The organism is Chryseobacterium sp., from assembly GCF_041914225.1.
Taxonomy (GTDB): domain Bacteria; phylum Bacteroidota; class Bacteroidia; order Flavobacteriales; family Weeksellaceae; genus Chryseobacterium.
In genome coordinates this window covers 1-26,196 of the sequence record NZ_JAYSDT010000024.1, presented here as the reverse complement: position 1 = coordinate 26,196, position 26,196 = coordinate 1, and the positions used below count along the sequence as shown (strand labels likewise).

Annotated in this window: 21 protein-coding genes; 12 read left to right on the top strand and 9 right to left on the bottom strand. The window is 38.1% G+C overall.

From position 1 onward, the window contains the following. Positions 1-10: 10 nt before the first annotated feature. The 6 genes from ACE3RB_RS12160 to ACE3RB_RS12135 form a co-directional block, all read right to left on the bottom strand. Positions 11-1,045, bottom strand: a complete 1,035-nt coding sequence (locus tag ACE3RB_RS12160; RefSeq protein WP_374464454.1) for a phytase — start codon at positions 1,043-1,045, stop codon at positions 11-13. Positions 1,046-1,052: 7 nt separating this feature from the next. After that, positions 1,053-3,863 (bottom strand): TonB-dependent receptor, encoded by a 2,811-nt coding sequence (locus ACE3RB_RS12155; protein ID WP_374464453.1) that lies wholly within the window; start codon positions 3,861-3,863, stop codon positions 1,053-1,055. Between the two features lie 215 nt (positions 3,864-4,078). Then, a complete protein-coding gene (locus ACE3RB_RS12150; protein WP_374464452.1) occupies positions 4,079-4,627 on the bottom strand; it encodes a TetR/AcrR family transcriptional regulator in 549 nt (182 codons plus the stop codon). Between the two features lie 56 nt (positions 4,628-4,683). Beyond that, the gene (locus ACE3RB_RS12145; RefSeq protein WP_374464451.1) at positions 4,684-5,397 is read right to left on the bottom strand and encodes a hypothetical protein; all 714 of its coding nucleotides are present in this window, start codon (positions 5,395-5,397) and stop codon (positions 4,684-4,686) included. 128 nt (positions 5,398-5,525) lie between these two features. Then, complete coding sequence (locus tag ACE3RB_RS12140; RefSeq protein ID WP_374464450.1) at positions 5,526-6,407, bottom strand: cupin-like domain-containing protein; 882 nt, start codon at positions 6,405-6,407, stop codon at positions 5,526-5,528. Positions 6,408-7,151: 744 nt separating this feature from the next. Next, positions 7,152-8,288 carry an MFS transporter gene (locus ACE3RB_RS12135; protein WP_374464449.1) on the bottom strand — a complete coding sequence of 379 codons (1,137 nt, stop codon included), beginning with the start codon at positions 8,286-8,288 and terminating at the stop codon, positions 7,152-7,154. Positions 8,289-8,397: 109 nt separating this feature from the next. Here ACE3RB_RS12135 and ACE3RB_RS12130 point away from each other — a divergent pair, with 109 nt between their 5' ends. The 5 genes from ACE3RB_RS12130 to ACE3RB_RS12110 all read left to right on the top strand — a co-directional run bounded on the left by ACE3RB_RS12130 (position 8,398) and on the right by ACE3RB_RS12110 (position 11,026). Continuing rightward, entirely contained in the window at positions 8,398-8,754 is a 357-nt protein-coding gene (locus ACE3RB_RS12130) for a winged helix-turn-helix transcriptional regulator (protein WP_374464448.1), read from the top strand. Between the two features lie 63 nt (positions 8,755-8,817). Then, positions 8,818-9,312 carry an LLM class flavin-dependent oxidoreductase gene (locus ACE3RB_RS12125; protein ID WP_374464447.1) on the top strand — a complete coding sequence of 165 codons (495 nt, stop codon included), beginning with the start codon at positions 8,818-8,820 and terminating at the stop codon, positions 9,310-9,312. 3 nt (positions 9,313-9,315) lie between these two features. Beyond that, on the top strand, positions 9,316-9,828 hold the full coding sequence (locus tag ACE3RB_RS12120; RefSeq protein WP_374464446.1) for a hypothetical protein: 513 nt from the start codon (positions 9,316-9,318) through the stop codon (positions 9,826-9,828). A gap of 33 nt (positions 9,829-9,861) precedes the next feature. Next, positions 9,862-10,413 carry an AAA family ATPase gene (locus ACE3RB_RS12115; RefSeq protein ID WP_374464445.1) on the top strand — a complete coding sequence of 184 codons (552 nt, stop codon included), beginning with the start codon at positions 9,862-9,864 and terminating at the stop codon, positions 10,411-10,413. Between the two features lie 49 nt (positions 10,414-10,462). Beyond that, positions 10,463-11,026 (top strand): DUF6624 domain-containing protein, encoded by a 564-nt coding sequence (locus ACE3RB_RS12110; RefSeq protein ID WP_374464444.1) that lies wholly within the window; start codon positions 10,463-10,465, stop codon positions 11,024-11,026. On the opposite strand, the gene ACE3RB_RS12105 is transcribed toward ACE3RB_RS12110, so the two are convergent. The 3 genes from ACE3RB_RS12105 to ACE3RB_RS12095 form a co-directional block, all read right to left on the bottom strand. After that, the gene (locus ACE3RB_RS12105) at positions 10,935-11,318 is read right to left on the bottom strand and encodes a YciI family protein (RefSeq protein ID WP_374464443.1); all 384 of its coding nucleotides are present in this window, start codon (positions 11,316-11,318) and stop codon (positions 10,935-10,937) included. The two genes, ACE3RB_RS12110 and ACE3RB_RS12105, sit on opposite strands and share 92 nt — an antisense overlap. Positions 11,319-11,382: 64 nt before the next feature. Further along, entirely contained in the window at positions 11,383-11,718 is a 336-nt protein-coding gene (locus tag ACE3RB_RS12100) for a nuclear transport factor 2 family protein (protein WP_374464442.1), read from the bottom strand. Between the two features lie 83 nt (positions 11,719-11,801). Beyond that, on the bottom strand, positions 11,802-12,938 hold the full coding sequence (locus ACE3RB_RS12095) for a tetratricopeptide repeat protein (RefSeq protein ID WP_374464441.1): 1,137 nt from the start codon (positions 12,936-12,938) through the stop codon (positions 11,802-11,804). 169 nt (positions 12,939-13,107) lie between these two features. Between ACE3RB_RS12095 and ACE3RB_RS12090 the strand changes: the two genes are divergently transcribed. The 7 genes from ACE3RB_RS12090 to ACE3RB_RS12060 all read left to right on the top strand — a co-directional run bounded on the left by ACE3RB_RS12090 (position 13,108) and on the right by ACE3RB_RS12060 (position 25,950). Continuing rightward, the gene (locus ACE3RB_RS12090; RefSeq protein ID WP_374464440.1) at positions 13,108-13,611 is read left to right on the top strand and encodes a DinB family protein; all 504 of its coding nucleotides are present in this window, start codon (positions 13,108-13,110) and stop codon (positions 13,609-13,611) included. A gap of 75 nt (positions 13,612-13,686) precedes the next feature. After that, complete coding sequence (locus ACE3RB_RS12085; protein ID WP_374464439.1) at positions 13,687-15,453, top strand: S41 family peptidase; 1,767 nt, start codon at positions 13,687-13,689, stop codon at positions 15,451-15,453. Between the two features lie 714 nt (positions 15,454-16,167). Further along, positions 16,168-18,330 carry a type VI secretion system Vgr family protein gene (locus ACE3RB_RS12080; RefSeq protein ID WP_374464438.1) on the top strand — a complete coding sequence of 721 codons (2,163 nt, stop codon included), beginning with the start codon at positions 16,168-16,170 and terminating at the stop codon, positions 18,328-18,330. A 4-nt stretch (positions 18,331-18,334) separates the two neighbouring features. Then, on the top strand, positions 18,335-19,594 hold the full coding sequence (locus ACE3RB_RS12075) for a tetratricopeptide repeat protein (RefSeq protein WP_374464437.1): 1,260 nt from the start codon (positions 18,335-18,337) through the stop codon (positions 19,592-19,594). 18 nt (positions 19,595-19,612) lie between these two features. Further along, positions 19,613-24,424: an RHS repeat-associated core domain-containing protein gene (locus ACE3RB_RS12070; RefSeq protein WP_374464436.1), complete on the top strand. Its 4,812-nt coding sequence runs from the start codon at positions 19,613-19,615 to the stop codon at positions 24,422-24,424. 24 nt (positions 24,425-24,448) lie between these two features. Next, positions 24,449-25,354 carry a hypothetical protein gene (locus ACE3RB_RS12065; protein WP_374464435.1) on the top strand — a complete coding sequence of 302 codons (906 nt, stop codon included), beginning with the start codon at positions 24,449-24,451 and terminating at the stop codon, positions 25,352-25,354. 101 nt (positions 25,355-25,455) lie between these two features. Next, on the top strand, positions 25,456-25,950 hold the full coding sequence (locus ACE3RB_RS12060; RefSeq protein WP_374464434.1) for a hypothetical protein: 495 nt from the start codon (positions 25,456-25,458) through the stop codon (positions 25,948-25,950). Positions 25,951-26,196 lie beyond the last annotated feature (246 nt).

Sequence of the window (26,196 nt, the reverse complement as noted above, 5' to 3'; positions counted from 1 at the left end):
CAAAATTCTTTTATTTTTTAGTCTTTACCGCAGATTTGATTGCTTTCTCAACCTCTCTCCAGTCATAATAATGAAATACTCTGCCATTACTCATGGCAACAAAAACTCCTTTTGGGAATTTCGGATCTAAGTTAACATTGATCACTTCAGAACCATCACTCTCTAAGGTAGAAACCGGAATTTCCGCAATTCTTCCTTTGGATTGATTTTCTCTTAAATAGACATTGAAGGTATCATTCTGCTGATTTGAAACCAGAATATATCCTTTTCCCTTAGAAGTAGGGTAGATGGAAATTCCTTCCACATCAGATTTGAAATCCCCTTTTCCGAAAACGGATAACTCTTCATTTCCTTTTTCCGGATCAGCATAATATTTGTGAACCCCGAACTGCTCATCAGAATAATAGATATAACCCATTTCGTCATCTACAGCAATGCTTTCAATCTCTTTCAGGCCGCTGTATTTTCCAAACTTGCGTACAACTTCTCCGGTAATGGAACCGTTTTTTTCAGACAGTTTATATTGCCATAGATAGCCGTCAGACGGACCTGATTTTCTTCCCACAATGACAAATATTTCTTCTGTCTGTGGATTTTTATACATTGAAATTCCCATCGGGCCACGTTCTGTTTCTCCTTCAAATACAGAGATTTCTCCCACTTCTTTCAGTTCGGGAAGAGAATACAATTTTACTTTGTTCGTTTCCCTTTCCGTTACGGCAGCGATGTCCGTTTTCTTTCCATTTAAAATAAAACCATATTCAAGATCAACATTGTTGGGACGTTTTAATCCTAAAACTTTATTAATGATTTTTCCGTTAAGATCAAATGCATACAAGCCTCCATCCGTATCTTTATCTGTGCCGATGATGATACTTTTTGAAGTATCCTGAGGATTGATCCATATCGCAGGATCATCGGTATCATGAACAACTGTTTCTGTAATAACAGTTGGTTTTAATTTTTCTGTTAATTGTTGCTGACCGGTGCAGTTGATCACAAAAGGAAGAACTGAAAGAGCCAGTATATAATGTATGTTTTTCATGTTTGTTTTAAAAATCAAATTTTACCCCCATCGTAAACCTCGGTCTGTAATATTCAGCCTGAGCGGTTCTGTCTGGGATTCCCTGATAATATCTTAACGGCTGGTTCGTCAGATTATTGGCTTCTGTAAAAACTCTGAGCTGGCTTGTAATCCTGTAGGAAGCATTGGCATCAAGGAAAAACTGTTTGTCATAATAACGGTCATCAAACGCCTTGCCACCGAGCTCATCAATATAATGAGAAGCATAATTCATGGAAACTCTGGCTGAAAAACGTTTGTTTTCCCACGATAAAGATCCGTTGAACATATGAGGGGCAGCTCCTGGAAATCCTACATCTGTTCTTTCAACACCTTCTTCATTGGTAATTCCTTTTGCCTTCGATTTGGTATAAGTATAGTTGACATACACTCCAAGTCCTTTCCAGAAAGCTCCCGGAATAAAGTCAAGCTGTCTTTGTAAAGCGACCTCAAAACCATAAATATCTACATTGTCACCGTTACGCTGCTGGGTAAACTTCCAGTTGCTTTCTCCGGCTGGAATCGGATTGGTTTGTCCCGCAAAATCATTGGCAAAGTCATTGGCAGTGTAATTCCTTTTTGAATACGTATAAATAAAATCGTTCAGGTTTTTGTAGAAAACGCCTCCGGAAAGAATCCCGACAGATTTAAAGTATTTTTCCGCCATGAAATCAAAATTGTAGGCATAGGTTGCCTTTAGATTCGGATTTCCGGCTGCAACGATTTCATCTTCTGAAATTACATTCAGATAAGGAACGAGCGAATAGTAGTTCGGGCGGGCAAGTGCTGTCGTAAAGGCTGCCCGAAGCACAAGATCCTGCACCGGAACGTATTTGAAGGAAATATTCGGAAGTACGTTTGTGTAGGTATTGGTATTATTAATCTGTCCTACCAGATCCTTTTCATTCATGACATAGTTTCCGGTGTAATCAATCTGTGTTGTTTCTACACGGGCTCCAACGATCATGGACAGTTGATCATTAAAATCCTGGTCCCAGCGGATATAACCTGCATAGATCTGCTCTTTTGCATTGTAGTTGCTGGATAAATATTTTTCAGGTTTCAGCTTACCATTGAACAACCCCGGATTGAATAAATCCAGATTGCCAAGGAAAGAAGGATCAACGAATGTTCCCGGAACATAATTCCCCGGCTGGAAGTTCTGACCGTCCAGATTTATTGTCGGAACGGATAAAAGACTTCCCATACTGTTGACAGGTGTAAAAGCATAGAAATCATTTTCTCTTTCCTTTTTCTTCAAACGCATGCGGAAACCAGTACGGAGACGTCCTTTCTGACCATCAATTACTGAAAACGGAAAGCGCACATTCACTTTTGCTCCCAGTTCCTTTTCCTGTGTAAAGCTGTTGGCATCGGAAAGATCACTCAGTTTATAGCTTCCCGGATTATCTGCCGCCAGAAGGTTGATCACAGGTTTTTCAGGATTACTGAGGTCCGGAGAAAAATTCATTTTGCTGTTTTCAAATTCTATATAACGCTGATGAGGTTTGTCTTCACTGGCGATGGCATAATTTACGGACCAGTCGAGATCTACTTTAGAACCTAGTAAATGTTCTCCTCTTAAAGCATAGTTCTGAACTTTCTGTTTTTCCAGGCGGGTATTGTCATTATCGGCATCACCACCTTTATTCTGTCTTGTAATACTTCCTTTCCAGTCTGTGATTTCGGTTTCGTCAGCGTTGTATACCGGTTTTATTTTATATCCTAAGGCATATCGGGTTTCTTTATCATTTCTGAAGTTGTACATAGCCGAAGCATAGATCTTGTTTTTAGAATTGAATTCATAATCCATATTAAGATCAAAGCTGTGCCTGATACGGTGTTCATTATAATAACGTACTCCCATTTTGCTCACATAAACAGTCTGGGCGAGATCATTGGCCTGGCTCCATACAGGTTCAATATTATCCGAACCGAAATTATTGTTGTTATAGGAAAAAATGAAAACTGCGCCTAGTTTTTTATCCAGGAATCTGTTTCCATAAACAAATCCGGCTGTATAATTTCCTTTTTCACGGATCGGATTGTATCCTCCGGCGAGTGTGGCAGAAATTCTCTGTCCGTTCGGGGAAGCTCTTGTAATCAGGTTGACGGAACCACCGATGGCATCGGCATCCATATCCGGAGTCAGGGTTTTGTTAACCTCTATTGTAGAGATCATGTCAGAAGGAATCAGGTCCATCTGAACATTCCGGTTATCTCCTTCAGCAGAAGGAATTCTGTCACCATTCAGGGTAACGGAGTTAAGATTGGGAGCAAGCCCCCGGATGATGAGATTTCTGGCTTCACCCTGGTCATTTTGTATAGTAATTCCGGGAACGCGCTTCAAAGCATCTCCGATATTGGCATCAGGAAAACGTCCGATCTGATCGGAAGAAATCACGTTGGTGATATTGGCATTATTTTTTTGCTTGTTTAAAGCTCTTGCCTGATTTTTTAATGTAGCTCCCGAAACTACAATAGCCGCAATGGATGTCTCTTTCTTGTCGAAAATAATATTCTGACGGGTGTTTTTTTCAGGCTCTACCGTTACATTATACTCATGAGTTCCATATCCCAGATAATCGATCTTCATGGTGTAGGTTCCTGGAGGCACATTCAGGAAAACAAAGTTTTCATGTTCATCAGAAGTTGTATAGATATTTCCCGGGCTTAAGGAGATTTTGGCTCCCGGCAGGGCTATTTTCGAGTCGTCATTGATGTTTCCGGAAAGAGAACCGGTCTGTGCATAGAAAAAAACAGAGGCACAAAATAAAACAGTTGTAAAAATTTTTTTCACTTTTTCCTTCTTTAGATAAAATCAGAAACAAAATTAAACGACTGTTTGGGAAACGGGTTGAAGAGAAAATTAAGTTTTTTTTAAGAATTGTTAATACAGGAGAATTTATAAAAGATAAAAGATAAAAGATAAAAGATGTTGTTATTAAAATTCAATAGAGGTGGGCTTTAGCCCGCCTTAAAAATATAAACCAATCCACCGGCTTTAGCCAAAATTTAAAATTTTGCTTGACGTGATGAATTGAGTATTTCCTGCACAATCATTTTAGATTTTTCTATCAGCTCATTCGATCTGTAAAGCTGGCTGGTCAGTATTGAACTTTCAAAAAGAAGATAGATATGGGCTGATATCATCTCATTTTGAATATCTTCATTGAAGGATTCTCTCAGCTTAATTTTATGATTGCGGATTACCTTATGAATTTCTTCCTTATCGGCAGGAATTTCCGACAGGATATTCAGAAAACTGCATCCGCGGAAATCTTCTTTTTCATTCATGTACATCAGGAAATCAAATGACTTCTGGAACTTTTCCTGCACTGTTTTTGCTTCCGATGTGAATTTTTCAAGCTCAGAAACCCAATAGTCATACCTTTTATTAAGAAACTCTATGCAAAGATCATCTTTAGATTTAAAATGCTGATAAAAGCTTGCCTTTGACACGTCGGCTTCGTCAATAATCTGGTTAATACCCGTGTTGTTATAGCCTTGTCTATGGAACAGCACCATTGCAGTGCTTACTATTCTTTCTCGAGGTTTAGGCATGATGTAAGATTTTTACAAATGTAAACAAATATGAACAGACTGGTATGTGTTGGTTTTTAAATAAATCCTCTTGCATAATAAAGCTGAATAACAAAGAACAGCACTGTGAAAAACCATACGACATAAGGATGATAGCTGAAATTATTCTTCAGAATGTAATGGAGTGCTTTGAACAACTTGAAGACCCCGATAATTCCAATAATAATAAAAATCAGAAAGACCAGAAAAAACAGATAATCTCTTGTTCCATATTCACTCACTTTGCCAAGACGGTCCAGATAAGCTTCCACATTCAGTGTCTGCCCCAGAAACATAGCCGAACTGATTAATATAAAAAAAGGAGTAGTAGTATAGACGGTTGTATAAATAAAAGAAAACAGCAATGTCCGGAAGGTCACCGTATTTACTTTTTCATGTTTGTACCATAATAAAGCAACGCTGAATATGACAGCCGTAATATTATTCATCAAAAATATAAAGAGTGCCTTTTCTACCATACTCAGCCCCTTAATTCTGGAAATGATATTGTGTTCTCCGCTGTAATCCATCAAAAGTACAGAGACTATTACAGAAGTATAAACAGAAAGTTTGATAGGAGAGAGGTAGTCGTGAAAACGCTCGGCTTCTTCTTTTTCCATCTCGTGTGCGGAAAGATCATAGCAGCGGCGGGGATCCTGAAACAATTTGAAAATGGTTACCGGAACCAGCAGTATTTCAATAATGATCTGCAGGCATAGCTTTTCAAAACTATCTATTAACTTTTCAAACATATATTCGGATATTAGGGAACGTAGTATGCAATTTAATTAATTTTTGAATCATATCCTGAAGGTGAATAAAAAAAGAATGGATGATTCTATTCAATCATCCATCCATTATATATTTTAAAAATTTCCTGTTATTTTGGAAGTCCTTTTTTCAAAGCAATATTGGCTTTTTCTACGGCTTTCCTTTCTTTCCAGTCCATATACCTCTTTTTATACCGACCTTTCATGAAATTATCAAAATTACGCTGAACAGCAAGATTCCAGAGAGAATGTGCTTTTACCGCCCAGCTTTTATCCCAGGCACGCAGGGAAATAGAGAAAGAACCGTCCAGATATTTCATCCAGTGCCACCAGCCGGTAGGCATAAATAGGGTATCTCCATGCTCCAGGAAACATTCAATTCCTTCAATCCCGTCCAAGGCAGGAAATTTTTCAAAATCAGGATTGGCAATATCATAGTCTTCCAGGGCATAGGTAGCATAAGGAAGCTTATAAAGACGGGTTTTCCATTTGTATTCAAAAAGAAGGACATGCTTTCTTCCATTGAAATGGGTATGGAAAATATGCGGCATATCAATATCATAATGAAGGAAAGTCACAGAGCCCTTACCACCGAAGAACATACTTGGATATTTATCTAAAAATCCACCCATAAGATTTTTTGGCGGAACATAATCATCCAGTAATTTTGGCGCAAATTTTATAGGATCAAAGAAAAAGATTCTCAGGTCTGTAGGCTCTCTTTGAATAAGATCAACATACTCACTGAAAGGCATTTTTGTCGTCGGAGTATTAATAGGAGCTGCAGGATCTGCTTTTGAACTGTCATAAAGAGGAACAATAACGTCACCAACTACCTCCTTCATATAGTCCATCGTCCATTTTTGATAGGCAGGCCACTTTCTTGCCATATTTCTGATTACTACCGGCTTACATGGCTTTAGATATTTTTCACGGAATTCTTCTTGTGAAATGTCATCTACAATATCAATTGGTTTAAGGATTATTCCCATTCGTTCAAATTATTGAGCTAAAGTATTAAATATTTATGACAATAAATGGAAAGTATTGAAATTATTTGGAATTGATATAAATAAAATTTAAAAATACATATTCAGGTTTCTTTTTTTGGAGTTATTATGATGGTTTTTAGTTCACATGCTTTTGCATAACAGACATTACAAAGCAAATGTTATTTGTAAAATATGATAATTCTATGTATCATTGTTATCATTAAAAACCAACCATGAAACGTTTCAACTATTATTTTTTTTGTATCTGCAAGTTCTTTTTTACAACCATCAACAGATTTGAACCTATGAATTTGTGTTAACAGATAACAGTTTCTCTAAAGACTACTATCTACTAAAAGACGAAACAGTTCTTGTGAAATTTAAAATAAATGATAAATAGTTTAACCAACAATGAATGATAATCAGCTTTTATATACAGCTTCAATAGTTTGTTTCTTACTTATTATTGCAACCTTTAGGCACAGTTGGAAATTCGGCACTGTCAATATGATATTGTTCTGCTTGTACAATTCAATATTATATTATCATTTACTATTTGACAGCAGTGGAGGAGCAGGGCTTGTATGGTGGTTTTTTCTGCTTGTTGTACCAGGGCTTCATATTCTTGCGCTTTTGATTTACTTCGTAATAATTACGATTATTAAAGACAGTCGCAGATATAAGGATCAGAAGTAAGATCTTGTTTCTGGAATAAATAAAGTGAAATCCTGTTTTAGTAAAAACTCAATACCTGTTTCTCTTTTTGAAAAGGAGCAGAACCATAGCAAGAACAAGACCTGTGATGCTTGCCCACACAATATTTTCTATACCATAACGGGCAATACAGAATCCCCCAAAAAGAGTACCTGCTGTAACTGCAAAATTCCCGCAGGAAGTAAAAATACTGTTGACGAACTCAGAGTCCTCTGATGTAGACGAGGTTACATTGATATTACTGATCAGAAAACCTCCGGAATGTATGAGTCCCCAAAAGACTACAATCAAAATCATAGGGGTAAAACAGCTCCCGTAATACCCAATCAGAAGGTGAATTCCGGATAGTAAAATCAGGAACACAAAAGTAGTCTGAAATGGAAATCTGCTCATATATTTTCCTGCAATTCTGTTTCCTGCAATACCTGCTGTACCAAACAGAAAAAGCATCAGACTGATCTGTTTTCCATTCATTTTGGTGACATTCTTCAAAAAATCTGCCATATAACCGTAGGTTGAATACATTGCTGTAATCATGAAGAATGCCAGAAAAAGTCCGGTCCATATGTGCTTATTCCGAAATATTTTAATTTCGAATTTACCTGACGATGTTCCTGTATTCTGAATGGATGGCAAATACAGCCATACTCCCGCCAGAGCAACTCCATTAATGAAAGCAGTAAGTAAAAAAGAAGATTGCCAGGAGAGAAGATCAGACATAAAAGTTGACAAGGGTACTCCCATGACAGTCGCCAGTGTAAGCCCGGAAAAAATAATACTGACAGCCCTGGATTTCTCTGCAGGATCTGAGGTTTGTCCGGCCACAGATAAAGCAATAGACCAGTATACCGGATGGAAGAACGCAGGAATCATTCTTGTGATAAGAAGAAGATAAAAATCAGGAATAAAGGCAGACAGGATATTGGCTGCAACAAAAACTGATAAAGAAAAAACCAATAAGCTTTTTCTTTTGTAAGAAGAGAGAGTAAGAAGCATGAATGGCCCGAAAACAGCAACAATCAATGCAAATATACTCAGCAGCCATCCCGCTTTTTCAATGGAGACCCGGAATGCAGACGCGAGTTCAGGCAATACTCCAATCACTCCGAATTCTGTAGTGGTAATGCCGAAAACACCTAATGCCAGCACATAAAGATTTCTGTTCATATTCATTATTTTTTTTGCAAATTTGCAGAATAGGCTATCAGAAAGCTATATACTTACCTTTTAGTTCTATACTTACTTTTTTGAAAGTGTTAATGTAAAAACATTTGTTATGCCTGAATTTTTCCATGATAAAAGATTGTACTATACTCCCATTGAATTTGCATTAAGTCATATCGGCGGAACCTGGAAAATGCCGATTTTGTGGAGATTGCAGGAAAAGCCACTCCGTTTTAGTGAGCTTAAAAAGGATATTCCCCATATTACAGATAAAATGCTTACCAGCCAGCTGCGTGAGCTGGAAGCCAAAGAGATGATTTACCGGGAAGTATTTCCCGTAGTTCCTCCAAAAGTAGAGTACAGCCTTACAAAGAAAGGGGAAAAAGCTATTCCGGTCATTGAAACTATCATGAAATTTGGTTACGACCTGATTAAGGATGAAGGAATTGTCTTCCCGCCTAAAGAATGATAGGATTATATTTTTCTGTTAAACAAAGCTTTCATAACTTCACCATAAAATTGATTCAATACGATGAAGCTGAAGTTAGGGATATTAGACCAGTCACCTGCCGTCATGGGAGGGAGTGCAGCATTGGCATTGACTAACAGTCTTAATCTTGCCTTATTGGCTGAAGAAACAGGATTTCATAGTATTATGTATTCTGAACACCATGGAGTAGAAGCCTACGGCAGCTCCAGTCCCGAACTTTTAGCCGCAGTTGTCCTCAGTAAAACAAGCCGTATCAAAGTGGGGACAGCCGGCATCATGATGCGGAATTATTCTGCCTATAAAATTGCAGAATGGACCAAAATGCTGTCAACCTTATATCCTGGACGCTTTATTTTAGGGCTGGGAAAGGCGCCGGGAGGATTAAAAGATGCCGTAATGGCTTTGAATAATCATAAACCGGTGGTCTTATCCAATATGGAGACAAAGCTGGAAGAAATCATTCAGTTTATCAGAGACGAAGAAAGTGTATACAATGGGCTTATTGCGCAGCCAACCCATGTGCAGCATATCCCTTAAATCATGTGGCTGGGTTCTGGAATAACTTCTGCCAGGGAAGCCGCAAAGCACGGGATCGGATATTCATTTGCTGCTTTTATGAACAATGAGAACGGAATGGAAAATACAGATGCTTATCTCAGAGAGTTTGATGCAACGAAATATTTCCCAAAGCCTTCTTTACAGGTTGCAGTGGCAGCATCAGTGGCTGCTACCATTGGAGAGGCCAGACGGAATGCCTATGGAATGGCTTATCAGTTTTTACAATCCCGGCAACTGGTAAGTCCGGATGCTGTTCTTTCTCCGGAAGCTGTTGAGGAAAAGGTTCTGGGAACTAAAGATGAAGAAGAGTTCTTTACTGTTTTAGACAGGATTATTACAGAAACGCCACAGTCTGTTGGTCAGAGATTGCGGGAGGTTTCAGAAAAATACAATACGGATAATCTGCTGATATTATGTAATATGTTCCGTGAGGAAGACCGTATCAATACTTATAAAGTATTATTAAAAATAATAGTTAAATCCCTCAGAATTTGAAAACCTGGGTTTAATTAAAATATATTCAGATCCATGAAGCAGGATATTTCAACACGATATATTATTACCGGAGGCCCCGGAGCCGGCAAAACAACATTGCTGGAAGAATTAAGCCGTCATGAAGTGATTACAGTGCCTGAAGAAGGAAGGAGAATCATCAGGCAGCAGATTGATTCCGGTGGTGAAGGGCTTCCCTGGCTCAATAAAGAGCGTTTTGCGGAACTGATGTTTCAGGAATCTGTAAAAACCTACCTGGAAATAAGTAAAATGGGCTATACAAAAGCTGTTTTCTTTGACCGCGGTATACTGGATACGCTTGGTTATATGAGACTTGAAAATATTCCCATTCCGGCAATCATGGAATCTAAAGCCAGAGAAATGGTTTATCACAACAATGTTTTTATTCTTCCGCCATGGAAAGAGATTTATGAAAATGATCCTGAAAGAAAACAAACCTTTGAACAGGCAGTGGAAACCTTTGAGCGTATGAAAGAAATTTATCAGGAATATGGTTTTACGATCATAGAAGTTCCGAAAGTTTCAGTAGAAAACAGGGCAAGTTTTATTCTTGATAAAATTATATAGAGTATATTCATCACTTATCATTTATCAATCATCAATAAGCATTTATAATATGAACCATCTCCCTTTTGAAAAAGAACTGATTGAAATGGCTGACAAAGACCTGGCTGTAAGAGAAAAGCTGTTACTGGCTGGCGAACTATCCGGCGGTTATCATCCTGAAATGGAAAAAGTTCATAAAGCTAATGCGGAACGGCTGCGGGAAATCATGGCCGAAATTGGATATCCTACCATCTCAAAAGTAGGAGAAAAAGCAAATGATGCTGCCTGGCTGATTATTCAGCATGCTATTGGCGAACCTGAATTTATGAAAGCATGCTATGCGATGATGGAAGAAAATGGTAGTGATATTAATCCCCTACACAAAGCTTATTTATATGACCGGATTCAGGTTTTTCAGAGTAAACCCCAAAGATATGTGACACAGTTAACCGCCGGCGGAATCATTTATCCCGTAGAAAATAAAGAAAATGTAAACAAAGAGCGTGAAACAGTAAACCTGCCGCCACTGGCCGGAACAGATATCAATAAAATTCCGGAATCTGAAGACATTCCGGAAATTGATGGCAAAGACGCTTCAAAACTTCACGGACTTCAATATTCCCCCCGATTTTGAAGATAGGATTCCCTTTCGCCATTTCCACCGCTTCATCTATAGATTCTGCCCGTACAATAATATATCCGCTGATGAACTCCTTGATCTCGGTATAAGGGCCATCTGTTACAATATTGTCAGCCTTTACGGTTTTAGCGGTGCCGGGAGCAGGTAATAAAGTGTTCCCTTTATCCACCAGTTTGTTTTGGGCAGCAATGCTTCCCAGCCACGCCATACGCTCCCGGATCTGTTCCGGAGAAGGTTTGAAATCAGAAATATCTTTCAGTCTGAAGATCAGTGCAAATTCTTTCATAAGTTAAATTCTTTTTTTTTGACGACCGGGGGATATGAATGGGGACAAAGCTTTCAACATATTTTTATTTGTCCAGTAAAGGTCTCGGATCAAACAGGACCTTTAAAGTATGGATCTTTCCATTCTGTATTTGATACCATCCTGAAGATTCTATTGTTTTTTCTCCCATGTTGATATTATACCAGAAGCATACATCTTCTCCGGACGTGAAAGTCTTAAGAATTTCATACTTGAACTTCATCTGCTTCATATCTTTGATATAGACTGAAGCTCCGTCTCTTTTTCCTAATACTCCTATAAATTTAAAATCAGGATCAAGGCAGCTTTCCGCTTTATCAAAATTTTCTTCATTTAAATACCGGATAAACTGTTCTGCTACGTTTTGAGTTGTATTGTCCATAAATGTTGTTTTTATCGTTGAATACAAAATTAACGGATTATTAAAGTTTACACTTGTGACTATAATCACAAAATGTTAGGTTACTATTTTAAAAGAGGAATTCTTCCCTGGGCATAAGCAATCTGCTCTTTTTCTTTTTCCTGATCAGGCTTGTTTTTAAGATATAGCTGATAATACATGGCTGCATTTTTGGGCTGCTTCAGATTGAGGTCATAAAGAAGTCCTAAACGGTAATAAATAATATTGCTGGTACCGAATGTCAATCCTCTTTTATAAGCGGTTACCGCATCGTTATATTGGTTTTTGGCTTCATAAATACCTGCCAGCGTAGCATAATAAAGAGTGGTGTGTTTTGAAATGGCTTCATCAATGGTTTTTTGTGCATAGATTTCAGCTTTATTATAATCTTTCAGTTCACGGTAGCTTAAGGCCATATAATAGAATGTGCCTTCATTTTGGACCCCCATATCTTCCAGTGCCTTGTACATCATAATGCATTTCTGATAATCCTTTATATAGAAATAGGCCTGTCCCATATTATTCATTACATTGACGTCAGCATGATTTTTCAGCAGTTTTTCGCCGGTCTCAATCACTTCCGGATATTTGGTCAATTGGTTTGCAACCGGTAATAGAGCCTGCTGTAAGGTGAAATTTTCAGTATCAGCAGCAATGGCTGTTTTCAATACATCGTAAGCGGGCTGGTATTGTTTGAGGCCGCTGTAGGTTAAAGAAAGATCATAAGCTACATCAGGATCGGTAGGATTAATAGTATTGGCTTTTTTGAGATAAGCGAGTCTGGACTCAGGTTGGTCTGCATAAGTTGCAAGCTGCTTGTAAGCACTGAAGTTAAGGCTGTCAAGCTGAATAATCTGCTGAAGGTAAGCTTTGGCATTAGCAACATTTCCCCGTCTGGAATTAATACCGGCCAAGCTGAATAAAGTAGGCAGGCTGTTCGGTTGAAGAGTGTTAATTTTCAGATAGTTTTTCTCTGCTTCCGGCAGTTTACCGGCCATCATATTACAATAAGCAATTTGCGAAAGGGCTTTTATATCCTGTGTTTCTCCGGGATATATGGTCTGAAGATATTGGGCGGCATCGGCATACCGTTGTGTTTCATAATATTCAAGCAGTTTTTCAGTATCAATTTTTGCGGATTGGGCTGTGATACTGCTAAAACCTAACAGAATAATACACAAACAGATTCCTGTTTTCATCATGGTTATTTTTTAACTAAAATATTGGTTATTTGGCAAGCTTCCAAATTTTAGACTCACTTATTGGGGATTTTTTTAATCTTATAGATGATTTATGGTAAAAACCAAAATCTTATATCTTTAGATTTCTTATATTCACTTTATAGAAAAAGGACCTGATAAAACAAAGGATATGGAAATAAAAACAATACAGTCATTCATAGATTATTACGGAAAAATAAGAGAAAGAACCAATCGTATTATAGAAATTGTTCCTCCGGAGCATATTGATTTTACCTATAAACCCGGGAAATTTACCATAGGAGATCAGATAAGGCATATTGCAGCCATTGAACGCTATATGTATGGAGAAACCATCGCCGGAAAAAAAAGTGCTTATCCGGGATGCGGAAAAGAGCTTGCTGACGGCTATGAAAATACAGTCAAATTTTTTAACGAAATGCACAGGCAGACCCTGGAAATCATCACCGGCTTTTCAGACGAGGACCTTACACGGAAATGTCTGACACCGGCTAATAGTGAAATTTCAGTATGGAAATGGCTTCGTGCTATGATAGAGCATGAAATCCACCACAGGGCAGAATTATACATCTATCTGAATCTTCTGGATATAAAAACACCACAGATCTATGGGCTTTCTGCAGAAGAAGTACAGGAAATGAGTGTAAAATTATAGTATTAAAAGGGAATAGTTAGAGAATGTTTAAATGGCAGAGGTTAATTTGTATATTAGCCCATTTAAAAAATAATAATGACAAAGCCCTTTATCATTCCCCTTTTACTGTTGTTAAACAGTGCCTATGCACAGACCCATTCGGAGCTTAAACCGGGAGATACCCTGAAATATTCACCACAATCCCATCGGCCATCATGGATCTCGGTACAATCCGGTGATGCCAATCTGGGAGTTGCATTGTTTATGGATGGAAAAAAATTAAAGGAACAGGATGATTCCAGAGGGATAAAAAGTGTTGAGCGTTTCTATTTTACCCCTGAAAAAGGAAAAAAATATGAAGTGAAGATCTGGGCCAAATCTTATCTTGAAAAAAGTAAAACAGCAAAAGTTTCTGTTATCGAGTCCAAAAGTGTCCCTGTTCTGAATGGGCAGTTTACTTCTGACCAGTTTGTGGAAGATTTGAGAGCATTCCGTTCTATCAGGGAACAGGCAAATTCCGGATTGTATGTGTACAGAAGTAAAAAACAGATAGACAGCATCTACCGGCAGGCAGAAACAGAAGCAGGAAACTGTAAGAATATTTTCGATTTTTATAAAGTCATTGCCAGGCTTACCGGATTTGAAGGGAGCTGTCATAATTATACAGACTTACCCAACCACGCCTCATACTATCTCACACAAAAATCTGAATACCTGCCTATTACCCTGAAAAATATTGATGGACGTTTGCTTCAGGATTCAAAAGACGTAGCAATACCTCTTGGTGCCGAAATCCTTTCTATCAACGGAATTCCTTCAAAAGAGATGATCAGCCGCCTTTCTCAGTATTATTTTTCCGATGGATATTCAATGCCTTATAAGGAAACAACAGGTTTTGAAAGAGGAATGCTGGATAAATTTTATATAGAATTCGGGAACCATAAAAATTATGTGATCCGGTATCAATGGAATGGAGCTACAAAGGAGATTTCCCTGCCGGGGATCCCATTGGAAAACTTTAAAAAGCTTCAGGAATCAAGATATTCACTTGCCTTTGATAAAAAGCTGCTGTCTGAAAAATATAGTTTCAGCAAAGAAGGAGAAGGCATTTACAGGCTGTCTCTGAGGGGCTTTGATTTTGCTACCGGAAAAGAAGATCCTGCTTATAAAAAATTCAGCGTTTTCCTTGATCAGATGATGGATACTCTGGAACGTGAAAAAATACAGAATCTGATTATTGATCTGAGGGGAAATACAGGTGGTACAGGAGCTCTGTATGAAAAAGTATTTTCTTATCTTACACAAAGGCCTTTCCGGGACAGTCATTATGCCTATACCAAATTCAACGAAGTTCCGTTGGAAGAAAAGCTGGTGATAACTCCTCTTTTCCTTTCCTATGGAGTTCAGGATAAGCAGGGGCTGAATGCTTATCTGAAACAGCTTTATCCTAAAAATGTTCAGGGGAAATACTATTGGGCAGATGACAAAAATCCTTCCATAATGCCTAATGACAGAACCTTTAAAGGGCAGCTTTATCTGTTGGTAGAGCAAAGGGTTGCTTCTGCTGCTTCCCATCTGGCTTCTCTGATTAAATCCTATACCAATGCCGTTGTCATTGGAAAAGAAACGGTAGGAGGCTACTATGAGCACAACGGTCATTTTCCGTTGGTGTATGAACTTCCCAACACGGGAATCCAGACCGGATTCTCAATTGTTCACGTGATTCAGGATGCTCAGAATCTTCCGGATCAGAAAAGAGGGCAGGGAGTTATGCCTCATATTACAATACATCAGACCGATCAGGAATTTCTGGATCAGAGCGATGTTTATCTCAAAAAAGTGGCAGAGCTTAGAAAACCTTAAATGAATTCGTTGCAACTTTTATTTTTGAAATAGTAAGGTTGTATTAAGTTGTTAAGAATAGTAAGATAGCTTCGCATTAGGCTTAAAAATAAGAATGATTCATCTTAACTATACTTTATTTCTTAACCGTTCTTAATGGTTTTAATAAAATATACATTTTTTATAAATTCAAACTCATTTCAATAAAAAACCAGCTGTAAATTTACTATTTGCAGCTGTTTTTTTATTCTTACATGATAGTGATACTTTTAATTTATTTCTATTTTTAGTGATAAATTATCTATTTTTATTTATTAAAAATTGTTAAATATTTACTTGACACTGAGGGATTTGTTTCTTTTTTTTAATCATTTGTTTTAGAATTATTGATGAAAAGTCGTAGAACTACTACAAAATTTCAGATTATATGTAGAAAATTTCCTGAATAACGATTACCGTTTTATCTTTGTAATACCACCAATCCAATACAAAAATTAATAATGATTAAAACCAGCATATCACAACATTAAATCAGGAGAAATCCTGCCATTAACAGGGCGTAAACAGGCTTAGTATTTTGCTTTTCCTTTTTACCGTTTTCTGATACCCTGTTTTGATCACAATATCCGGGACTGGCTCATAGGCAGAATCGGATAATAAAGTTTATCTGATTTTATTGTTCAGATGAATTTTGCTTAAAAAATCTGACATCCAATCAATCAAAATATTACAACTATGTTTCAGGACGATCATTCACCCAAAACGCCTGTTTCTAAAGATAAAATTCCAGCTGTAAACAATATTAAAGAAACGTTGACAGATCAGGCAGTCAGTAGAACTGCTAAGGAAGTACAGGAAAAATCGAGTGGAACCATCAAGAAGGCAACGGAAAAAATGGCCCAGGCCCAGGCCTATACAGGAATGGTTCAAAACGGTTCTCAAATGTTTATGAATCAGGTTAAACAACCTAATCCTCCCACTCTGGTAGAAGATAAAGTGTGGTCCAAACAGCCCACTTCAGGGATTTATAATGCCAATACGATTCCCGGAAACCAGGTCGCGGGGATCAATCGGGTGGTAAAACTCGAAATTGTAATTGACGGAAAAGTAATCAAACATTTCAAGCATTTTAAATTAAAACAAAGTGCTGTAAGACATCATGAATTTGATCTGATGCTGGCTCACGATACCTTAGGAAGCTCAGAAAATCATAATCTTGAGGAAGCCCAGAACTTTCTGGGGAAAAGAATTACAGTGATCTTCAGGTATAAAGACGTTGAAGACGGCCCGGAAAGAAATTTTGTGGGAGTGATTACTGAAGTAGGTTTCAGTCAGGAGAAAGGAAGTCTGGGAAATATAGTTCTTACAGGTTCCAGCCCAACTGTTCTTTTAGATGCAGCTCCTCACATTCAAAGTTTTGGGGGATCTCAGGAAATCAGTCTGAACAGTATTGCAGACCAGGTAATCAAAGAAGGTCTGGGACAAAATACCTTCGATTTCAGAGTAGATGCGTCCCATGGGAATGTTTCCTACAGCTCACAATATGAAGAAACCCACTATAACTATCTGGCAAGAATTGCAGAAGCTTATGGGGAACAGTTTTATTATGATGGTGAAGTGCTGCATTTCGGGAAACTTCCCCCTCAGGAAAAACCTGTAAAACTTACGTACGGAAGCAGCGTGAGCGATGTTAAAATAAAAATGAAGGCACAGCACGTGAATCCGTCATTTTATGGCTACAACAGCAGTAAAAATGAAAAATTAACGGCTGGAAGCTCAAAGATCAATCACACCTCAGACATTGCGAAAAGAGCGTATGAAATTTCAGAGAAAACCTTTACAACCGCATCACTGAGAGTTGCCCCTATAAAAGCAGTGTCTTTCATGGATGTTGAAAACTCACAGAAAGGAACCGCAGGAAGCAAAGCTGCCGAAGTGTTTGTTATTTCAGGAGTTACAACAGTTCCGTTTTTATATCCTGGCTGTATAGCTGATATCGAAATGAGAAAAGCTGAAAGCAGTGAAACAACCTACTTTACCAAACTGATGATTACAGAAATGTATCACGAAGTAGACGCAAGAGGATATTATACAGGAACCTTTGAGGCCATTGCATCAGATACAGGATTTATTCCCCGTCCGGAATTCCATACCCCAAAAGCGGATGCTCAGTTTGCCAAAGTAATTTCCAACGCAGACCCTTTAAATCAGGGGCGGGTGAAAGTACAGTTTGACTGGCAGAACGGCTCTGCCACAACAGAATATATCAGGGTGATGACTCCTGATGGCGGCGGAAGTGAAAAAGTAAGTAAAAACCGTGGGTTCATGGCTATTCCGGAAGAAGGAGATCAGGTGGTGGTCAACTTTGCCCATCAGCATCCTGACCGTCCGTTTGTAATGGGAGGAATGTTCCATGGCGGCGTTGGCGGAGGCGGCGGTGCCGGAAATAATATCAAAAGCCTTAGCAGTAAAAGCGGGCATACGATGAGCCTGGATGACGGAGGAGGAATTACCGTGAGAGATAAAGATCAGAACTCCGTTTTTCTGGATGGGGCAGGAAACATCACCATAGACAGCAAAATTTCCATTACGCTGAATTGTGGAAGCAGTTCCATTTATATGGATAAAGATGGAAATATCCAGATCAAAGGAAAAGAAATATTTGTTCAGGGAATTAATATCGGAGTAGGCGGAACATCAAGTATTGGCGTTGGGGTAGGTCCTGAGGACGGTGATCCTACTTCAGGAATCGGTATCAAATCCGATACGCTGGATATCAGAACCAAAACACTTTCCATGAGAGGAGATACCGAAGCCAATCTCAGCAGCGGGGGGAAAATAAATATTGGTGGCGGAAGCGAGACAAATATTGTAAGTGGAACTGTAAAACTGAATTAAGCAGATGAATCCGGTAGATTTGGAGTTGGTCAAATTAAAAAGGCAATGGCAGAAAGTTGTTTCAAAGAACGGAGAAAAACCCATGCTGATCTGTTTGGGAGAAAAACATGAAACCGATCTTTTTGACGGGTTTATCAAGTCGAAACTTTCTGAGAATGAAGAAGGAGATGATGTTTTTTTACTCCATTATCAGGAATTTAATGGGATGAATTCTTTCGGACAGACCTTATTGGATGAATGGACGGAGTTCTATGAAATGCTCAAGAAAAGTGAAGAAAATATTCCGGAATGGGAACTCAGACAACCTGACGAAACTTTTAAAACAGATGCATACAAAGCCTTTTATCCTTTACTGGAATTAAAGAAAAATTTCCCCGGTATTAAGGATGCCGGCATCTACATTTATATAGCTCCGCTAAGGATCAGTGATACTGAAGAGCTTTCTTTGTGGGTAAAAGAATGGTGCAGAATCTGCGAAAAGTCGGGAAATAAAGATATTAAACTGGTCTGGGCAGAGCATCATCATTACAGGACGTTGTCAAATATCTCCTCAGCACATAGTTTCAGGGTAGAAGTAGATATTCATCAGTTAATGCAGAATACTGCTGCCCATACCAACCGTAAGAAGAACAGTCCGGATACAGATTTTCAGCAGCAGATCCTTATAGCGAGTAATCATTTAAGTAAAGAAAGGTTCAGAGAAGCGGAATATGCACTGAAAAAAGCGGTGAAGCTTGCCCAAGAACAAAAGAATAAACAGGGAGAAATCTCTGCCTATTTTATGCTTACCCAGACGTATACGGCGGATAAAAAAAAGGATAAAGCAGAAGATACATACCAAACCATATTTGAAGAAGTAGAGCCGGATACTCCGCTGGAAGTTCAGATGTATATGAACTATGGAAGCCATTTATTAGGGAATTCCAAAAAATCCAGGGCACAGAAAGCATTTGAAAAAGCTGCGGAAACGGCTCAGAAAATAGGAGAATATGCAATGGCTATTGAGTGTTACAGAATCATCGGAACGTTGAATGATACGGTTCTGACAAAAGATAAAATGATCAGGTATTTTGAAAAATGCCTTGATATAGCAAAACTGATGGATTCTTCAGCAAGGGAACAGAGCAGTCTGAGGTTTGTGGCCTCTATGCTTATTCTTAAATATGAAGGTGATACGGATAAAAAAACACTACTGGATAACGAAATGAAGGGCTATTTTGGTGATGACTGGAAAGTGAGCGTGGAAAGACCGAAAGCAGGCTAATCTCAAATTAAAAGAATCATGGCAGATCTGAATAAAAAAACAGTAAAACCCATCAAGGTAGCAAAACCGGATATGAATCCGGACCGCTCCTGGAAGGTAAATGCAGATGTTACCTCGGTAAGCTGGGATAAAACCACACAGGGATGGAAGAACGGAATGAAGAATAATTTCGATTCACTGAATCCTGTTTCCATGGCTAAATCCATAGCGGGCGGGGACTCTGGCCAGCCGGCGAAAAGCAGCGGGGACGGAGGTGGAGGCACTGCTGTGACTGCAGAAAAAGCGGCCCCGGAAAGCAAAGTGAAGCTGATAAAGGTTAATACTCCTGCAATGCCTTCCACAGCCATTCAGCATACGAGTAAGCATTTTGATATTGTACTGGCGATTGATATCCACTGGACACTGATTCCGCCGCCGCCTTCATTTATGCTGATTCCGTTACCGCTGCCACATCCGTTTATCGGGATTGTTTTTGATATTATGGATTATATTACCATTACGATTCCGATTCCGCAATTTGCAAGAAATCTGATGCCGTCTCTTCCGGAAAGCATTCCGATGGGAGGCTCAATATATGTTCACGGAAGGAATAAAGCAACTACAACCACAAGTGTGATGGGAGTTTTAATCCCTTTCAGACATATCACTTCTTTGATTCCTGTTTATATTATTCCCTTTCCTCAGGAAGCTCCACACGAAGGAGAGGTCTATTACGGCTCGCAGACTGTTTTGGCACAGGGAAGTAAAATGAGCGGAAATCAGCCTCAGCAGGTACTTACCTGTATGGGATTCCCTTTCGGAATGACCATGCTGCCTGCAATGCCTGATAAACCAAAGAAAAACCCTCTGGCTTATTTTGCTTTCTACAATAACTTTTCAAGTATGTATATCCAGATTAATACGGGCGGGCCTGTATTGGTGGGAGGAGCCTTTGTACCCCATGTTTATACTCCGGGAGAAATGCTGATGCGTCTTGCGGGGATGTTTTTAATGAGAAGTTTGACCAAGAAAATAGGAAAACTGGGAGCTAACGGTTTAAAAAAGCTTAATAACAGTGTTCTTAAAAAAGCTCCGTTCAATAAATTCAAATTTGCCAATGCTTTATCCAAGAAATTGTGTCATTGGGGATTTGAACCTGTGAATTTTGCAACAGGTGCCATGGTTTTCGAATGGGATGATTTTGTAATTCAGGGCGGTACCCCTTTAATCTGGAAAAATATCTGGCACAGCGACCGGCCTTATGATTTTGGTCCGCTTGGAAACGGTGTTTTCAATAATCATGATCTGTTTATTCTCCCTGAAGAAGATGATAAGTTTGCAGGCTGGATGCATCCGGACGAAAATATAGCAATGCTGATTCCTGCTCCTGAAATAGGTGAGGAAATGACGTATTTCAGAGATCAGAAGATATGGCAGTACAGACCAAGCAGCAGCATCTGGGTGGTTCGTAAAGGAACTGATATCTATACCTATCAACGTTTCCATCATATTTCGGAAGGAACTATATATAAAGTAATCCGTATTGAATATGGTGACGGAACAATCAGGGAATATGAATATGAAGACCGGAATATTGTCCTTAAAAGTATAAAAGATGTTAAGAGTGGCTGTAGTATAGAGACCGTTATTCATCCGGAATATAAAAAAGTAACAGAAGTTTACTATTGTTACAAAAAGCAGAGAGATCTGCAGGTTCGTTATGATTATGATGAGCGGGGCAATCTTACCCATGTCTGGGATATTCATAAAAAGGCCATTGTGTTTGAGTATGATGGAGAAAACCATGTGGTAAGAAGAACCAACCGTAACGGAATGAGCTATCAGTGGGAATATGACAAAAAAGGAAGGGTAATCCATACCAAAGGAACGGATGGATATATGGAAGGTAAACTTCATTATCATGATGAGGAAGGGTACACAGAAGTTATCTATCCAAAACAAAATAATAAAACAGAGGAGTATCATTACGATGAGAACTTTCTGGTTTATAAAAAAGTAGATGGAGAAGGAGGTGAAACCTGGTATGACTACACAGCCCACAACGAACTGAAGATGATGGGAACGCCGGAAGGAAGGGTTCACGGATATACCTATGATGAAATGGGTAATATTAAAATCTTTCACACCCCGGATGGAGAAGAATATCATTATCAGTACAATGAATTTGGACAGGTTACAGCCCGTTTTTCACCTTCCGGAGCTTCAGAAACATGGCATTATGATGAAGATGGCAGGTTATTAAGCTATACCGATCCTACAGAAGAAACTATCAGCTATGAATATCCTGACGGAGAGAGAGTTCCTGAAAGAAGCTTAAAAAGATATATTATTACTCATTACGGATATAATGAAAGAGGTCAGCTTATTCAGCTTACCAATAGTGCCGGAGCAGAGCAGTACTGGAAATATGATGCCTATGGAAGACTTCTGATTTTTAGTCCAAAACCTTTGAACAGAACTCTTTGGAACAGAGATAAATTGGGAAGGGTTATAGAAATGACTGAACAGGGGCAATTGCCGTTAAAACTGCGTTATGATGCCTATGATCTTCCTGTATATGCTACAGACGGGCGTGCAGAATGGCTCATGAGTTATACCCCGATGGGAAGCCTGAAGCGTCAGATTCGCCGGAATGTGCAAACCCATAAAAAAAAAGAAACATTAGTCTTTGGGTATGATGCTTATGAAAATTTAATGAGCATTACCAATGAAAAAGGCGAGATTTATTCTTTTGAAAGAAATAATAACAATGACATCATTGGCGAAACAGGTTTTGACGGTCAGAAGAAATTCTTTATAAGAGATAAAGACGGACTGGTTAGCCAAAGAAGAACCCCTCACGGGAATAATATCTTTTATGAGTATGATCTGGCAGGAAGAATAACACAGACCCATTATCCGGACGGAACCTGGGAAGCCTATCAGTATGACACTTCAGGACTATTGATAAGGGCAGACAATGAAAGCAGCAGCGTTATCTTCCAGAGAAATAAACTGGGACTGGTTACCAGCGAGCAGCAAGGTGAGCACTCCATTCAGTATGAATATGATAATCATGGTAATCTGATCGGTTTAAAAAGCAGTTTGGGTGCAGAAATTGATTATTCTTATAATGATTTTGATCAGCTTATAACAGTAGCGGCGGCCAGTCAAAATTCGGATCTGCCCTGGAAAATGAATCTGGAAATAAGCCGTAACGGACAAATGCATTCCCGCGAAATGACCGGAGGGGTGGAAAGCACCTTTGAATTCGATCATATTGGATTGCCGGTAAGCCAGAAAGTTATAGTCAATAAAAATAATACCACATTTCATAAAGATTATAACTGGAGTACCGGAAGCCGTCTGTTACATATATTAGACAGAGTTACCGGTGGAAGGACAAGATTTGACTATGACGCTTTCGGAAGCCTGGTGGCAGCAGAATATTCCAATGGTGAAGTACAGTATAAAAATCCTGATGAAACCGGTTGCCTATATGAAAGTGCCAGACGAACTGATCGTATTTATGATAAAGGCGGAAAGCTGATGCGGGATAAAAACTGGTTTTATCATTATGATGAAGAAGGAAATTTACTGTTAAAAAGTAAACGTCCTATCAATAATATTAAGCCGGAACGAAATGAAAAACAAGATGATCTTCATCCTTATTACAAACCCATAGCCTCAGATTGGTTGAACCATCCGAAAATGCCTGATGGAATCAATTTGCCCAATGTACATACAGATATTTCAGAAGAAATCCAATCTCCGGAATGGGAATCCGGAGATTGGGCCTACTCCTGGAATGCCAACGGATTGCTGGGCGCAGTAAAACGCCCGGATGGAAAAGAAATAAGTTTTGAGTATGATGCATTAGGCAGAAGAACTTCAAAGATTGGCTTAAAGAAAATAACTCGCTATATTTGGGATAGCAATATTCTTCTGCATGAATGGAGCTATGATATTGAAGAAAATCCTTTAAGGGTTGTGGATGATGAAGGAAACATCATTGCAGAAAAAGAGCCTGTGGATAATGTAGTGACTTGGGTATATGAAATAGGAAGTCATGTGCCTTGCGCCAAATTACTTAATGAAGAAAAATATAGCATAATTGTTGACTACATTGGCAGACCAATACAATCTTATAATGAGGAAGGAAATTTAATCTGGAGTACGGAATATAATGTATTTGGAAAAACTAAAAACTTAAAAGGAGACAGCAGTTTTATACCATTTAGACAATTAGGGCAATATGAAGATGCGGAATTAGGAGGCCTTTATTATAACCGGTTCCGATATTATGACAGCGAACAGGGGAATTATATTTCTAAAGATTCTATAGATTTGAATGGTGGAAATCCAACATTATATGGATATGTTTGGGATAGTTTAAGTCAATATGACCTTTATGGACTTGATACCTTTGCGCAAAGATTGGGGAATTTTGGAGAAGATAAGGTAATGGCAGGATTAAGGGATAGTGGCAAATATGTTGATGGCGGAGTTTTCCACGTACAAAATGCTTCCAATCAGGGAATTGATATTGTAGGATTAAGACATGATGGTAAATTTGATGTATTTGAAGTAAAAACTAATATTACCGGTAATGTAGGAAAGCTTTCTGACAGACAGGCGAACCCTTCAGCGTTTATAAACGATGTATTAAGTGATCAGAAAGCAGGTGCCGGTACTTATGGTATATCACCACAAATGGCGGAAAGAATCCGAACCAATATAGGAGATAAATATTTAGTTGATGTTTATGTGGGAAGAGGAGAAAAAGGAAAATGGTTTGTTGAAAAGACAATGTTGTCTAATTGGGACGAAATAGGAAAATTATACCAATAATCAGGTTAAAATTTATAGACATATATGAATTACAAAAAATATTTAGATATTCAAATTAAAAAAACAGAATCAAATCTTGGCAGCAGAATTAAAAATAATGATTTTGAGTTCTTTTATAGCTGCGTTAATGATTTTATTGAAAATGATAAAGAAGAATTTGTTGAGTCCTTCACTGAACTTGGGATGCAGTTTGAGAATAAATACTCTATCTCTGGCATTCTACAAAAAATATTTTATGTAAGATCAGAAAGTGGCATCGTTGAGTTTAATAAACAGGCTGATATTAATAATTTCAGAAAATTACTTGATGCTTATTATTGGCTTAATATAGCTTTTATTAAAGCATATAAGGAAAATCAGGAGTTAAAAGGAGAATTTTTCCAGGATACAGTATTTGCTTCTTTATTAGCATATTCATTTTATCCGCAAGCATTAGAGCATACATTGGATTATCTGTATGCTGAATATAATGAATCCTTTAAAAATGAAAGCGAAAAGGTTGTTCCTGAAAAAAGAAAGTATGATAAGTACTATGGTTACGCTGATGTATTTCAATTACTAAAATCGCTGATTTCGAAGGATCATAATACTTTTGCAGAAATGCTGGAGGTACCTGCTCATGTAGATTATGAGTTTGCTATTAATAATTATTTAAGTGAAGATCCGGAAGTTGTGAATGAAGTATTAGAAAAAATGGCTGTATTTCACATCAATAACAAAGGAGAATCCTATCTGGATACTTTTAACCATGATTGTTGGAAAGTTTTTCCATTGGAAATGATAAGTGTTTTAATTGGCAGAAGAAGGAGAGGATTATCAAACGAAGGAATTAGCCATCCGTTAATTTCCCATTTCCTGCCATTTATTTTCGAAGTTGAATCTCTTCCCAATGATGAATTAACCAAAAAATTAGAAAGTAAGATAGTTTGATTTTCTATGAAGAATGAATATTAAAGATACTATTAAACCATATATATGCTGAAACTATTGAAGTAACAGATAAATCAATCCAAATCCAATCCAAAAAATATATGAAAAAAATATTCTCAGAACTTAAAGGTTTCGTGATATTCAGTCCACAGCTTTTAGCACAGTATCTGCAGGATCATCATCTTTCGGGTACTAATATTTTAAAATATTTCGTAGAAAACGAACATGGAGATGAGATAACCAGATCCGGAATCGCTATTCCTATCATAGGAGTAGAGGAGGATTATTATGCTTTCCGGCTTTCCATGAATAATGAAAAGATTTTGAATGATGAAGAAGTAGAGGTAGAGTCGAAAGGCTGGATATTTCAGACTGCTAATAATGAGGTGAAAATTGTAGGCATCGGCTATTTAAAAGATACCGCTTCTATTAATGATGAAAACAGTATAACACTTTCATTAGAAAACGGATGGTATTCTTTAAAAATACGGGGTGGAAATAAAAATGGCGAAAGACTATTTGAACTGAATATGCAGAAGCAGGATATGCATCCGGCCTTCAGTGGTGATGTAACTACTGAATATTACTATGGATAAGATATGATATTAAAATTTAATATTGTCTCATTAGCGCTAAATGTCTGATGTTGAGATATTAATAACTGTATTTTAATTGTCTGAAAATTTTGGGTTTTCTCCGGAAGTGCAGAAATGCCAATTTTCTTAAAAAATATTTTGCCAGTTATAAAAAACTTTCTATATTTGCACCACTGAAAACAACGGTGTTACCGGAGTTTAAGGAGAGTTGGCAGAGTGGTCGATTGCGGCAGTCTTGAAAACTGT

Excerpts from the sequence above, each read along its gene's own strand:
- ACE3RB_RS12145 (WP_374464451.1), bottom strand. The coding sequence starts at position 5,397 with ATGTTTGAAAAGTTAATAGATAGTTTTGAAAAGCTATGCCTGCAGATC.
- ACE3RB_RS12115 (WP_374464445.1), top strand. The coding sequence starts at position 9,862 with ATGAAGCAGGATATTTCAACACGATATATTATTACCGGAGGCCCCGGA.
- ACE3RB_RS12100 (WP_374464442.1), bottom strand. The coding sequence starts at position 11,718 with ATGGACAATACAACTCAAAACGTAGCAGAACAGTTTATCCGGTATTTA.
- ACE3RB_RS12150 (WP_374464452.1), bottom strand. The coding sequence starts at position 4,627 with ATGCCTAAACCTCGAGAAAGAATAGTAAGCACTGCAATGGTGCTGTTC.
- ACE3RB_RS12160 (WP_374464454.1), bottom strand. The coding sequence starts at position 1,045 with ATGAAAAACATACATTATATACTGGCTCTTTCAGTTCTTCCTTTTGTG.
- ACE3RB_RS12060 (WP_374464434.1), top strand. The coding sequence starts at position 25,456 with ATGAAAAAAATATTCTCAGAACTTAAAGGTTTCGTGATATTCAGTCCA.
- ACE3RB_RS12135 (WP_374464449.1), bottom strand. The coding sequence starts at position 8,288 with ATGAACAGAAATCTTTATGTGCTGGCATTAGGTGTTTTCGGCATTACC.
- ACE3RB_RS12090 (WP_374464440.1), top strand. The coding sequence starts at position 13,108 with ATGGAAATAAAAACAATACAGTCATTCATAGATTATTACGGAAAAATA.
- ACE3RB_RS12105 (WP_374464443.1), bottom strand. The coding sequence starts at position 11,318 with ATGAAAGAATTTGCACTGATCTTCAGACTGAAAGATATTTCTGATTTC.
- ACE3RB_RS12085 (WP_374464439.1), top strand. The coding sequence starts at position 13,687 with ATGACAAAGCCCTTTATCATTCCCCTTTTACTGTTGTTAAACAGTGCC.
- ACE3RB_RS12070 (WP_374464436.1), top strand. The coding sequence starts at position 19,613 with ATGGCAGATCTGAATAAAAAAACAGTAAAACCCATCAAGGTAGCAAAA.
- ACE3RB_RS12080 (WP_374464438.1), top strand. The coding sequence starts at position 16,168 with ATGTTTCAGGACGATCATTCACCCAAAACGCCTGTTTCTAAAGATAAA.
- ACE3RB_RS12065 (WP_374464435.1), top strand. The coding sequence starts at position 24,449 with ATGAATTACAAAAAATATTTAGATATTCAAATTAAAAAAACAGAATCA.
- ACE3RB_RS12095 (WP_374464441.1), bottom strand. The coding sequence starts at position 12,938 with ATGATGAAAACAGGAATCTGTTTGTGTATTATTCTGTTAGGTTTTAGC.
- ACE3RB_RS12125 (WP_374464447.1), top strand. The coding sequence starts at position 8,818 with ATGAAGCTGAAGTTAGGGATATTAGACCAGTCACCTGCCGTCATGGGA.
- ACE3RB_RS12130 (WP_374464448.1), top strand. The coding sequence starts at position 8,398 with ATGCCTGAATTTTTCCATGATAAAAGATTGTACTATACTCCCATTGAA.
- ACE3RB_RS12120 (WP_374464446.1), top strand. The coding sequence starts at position 9,316 with ATGTGGCTGGGTTCTGGAATAACTTCTGCCAGGGAAGCCGCAAAGCAC.
- ACE3RB_RS12110 (WP_374464444.1), top strand. The coding sequence starts at position 10,463 with ATGAACCATCTCCCTTTTGAAAAAGAACTGATTGAAATGGCTGACAAA.
- ACE3RB_RS12140 (WP_374464450.1), bottom strand. The coding sequence starts at position 6,407 with ATGGGAATAATCCTTAAACCAATTGATATTGTAGATGACATTTCACAA.
- ACE3RB_RS12075 (WP_374464437.1), top strand. The coding sequence starts at position 18,335 with ATGAATCCGGTAGATTTGGAGTTGGTCAAATTAAAAAGGCAATGGCAG.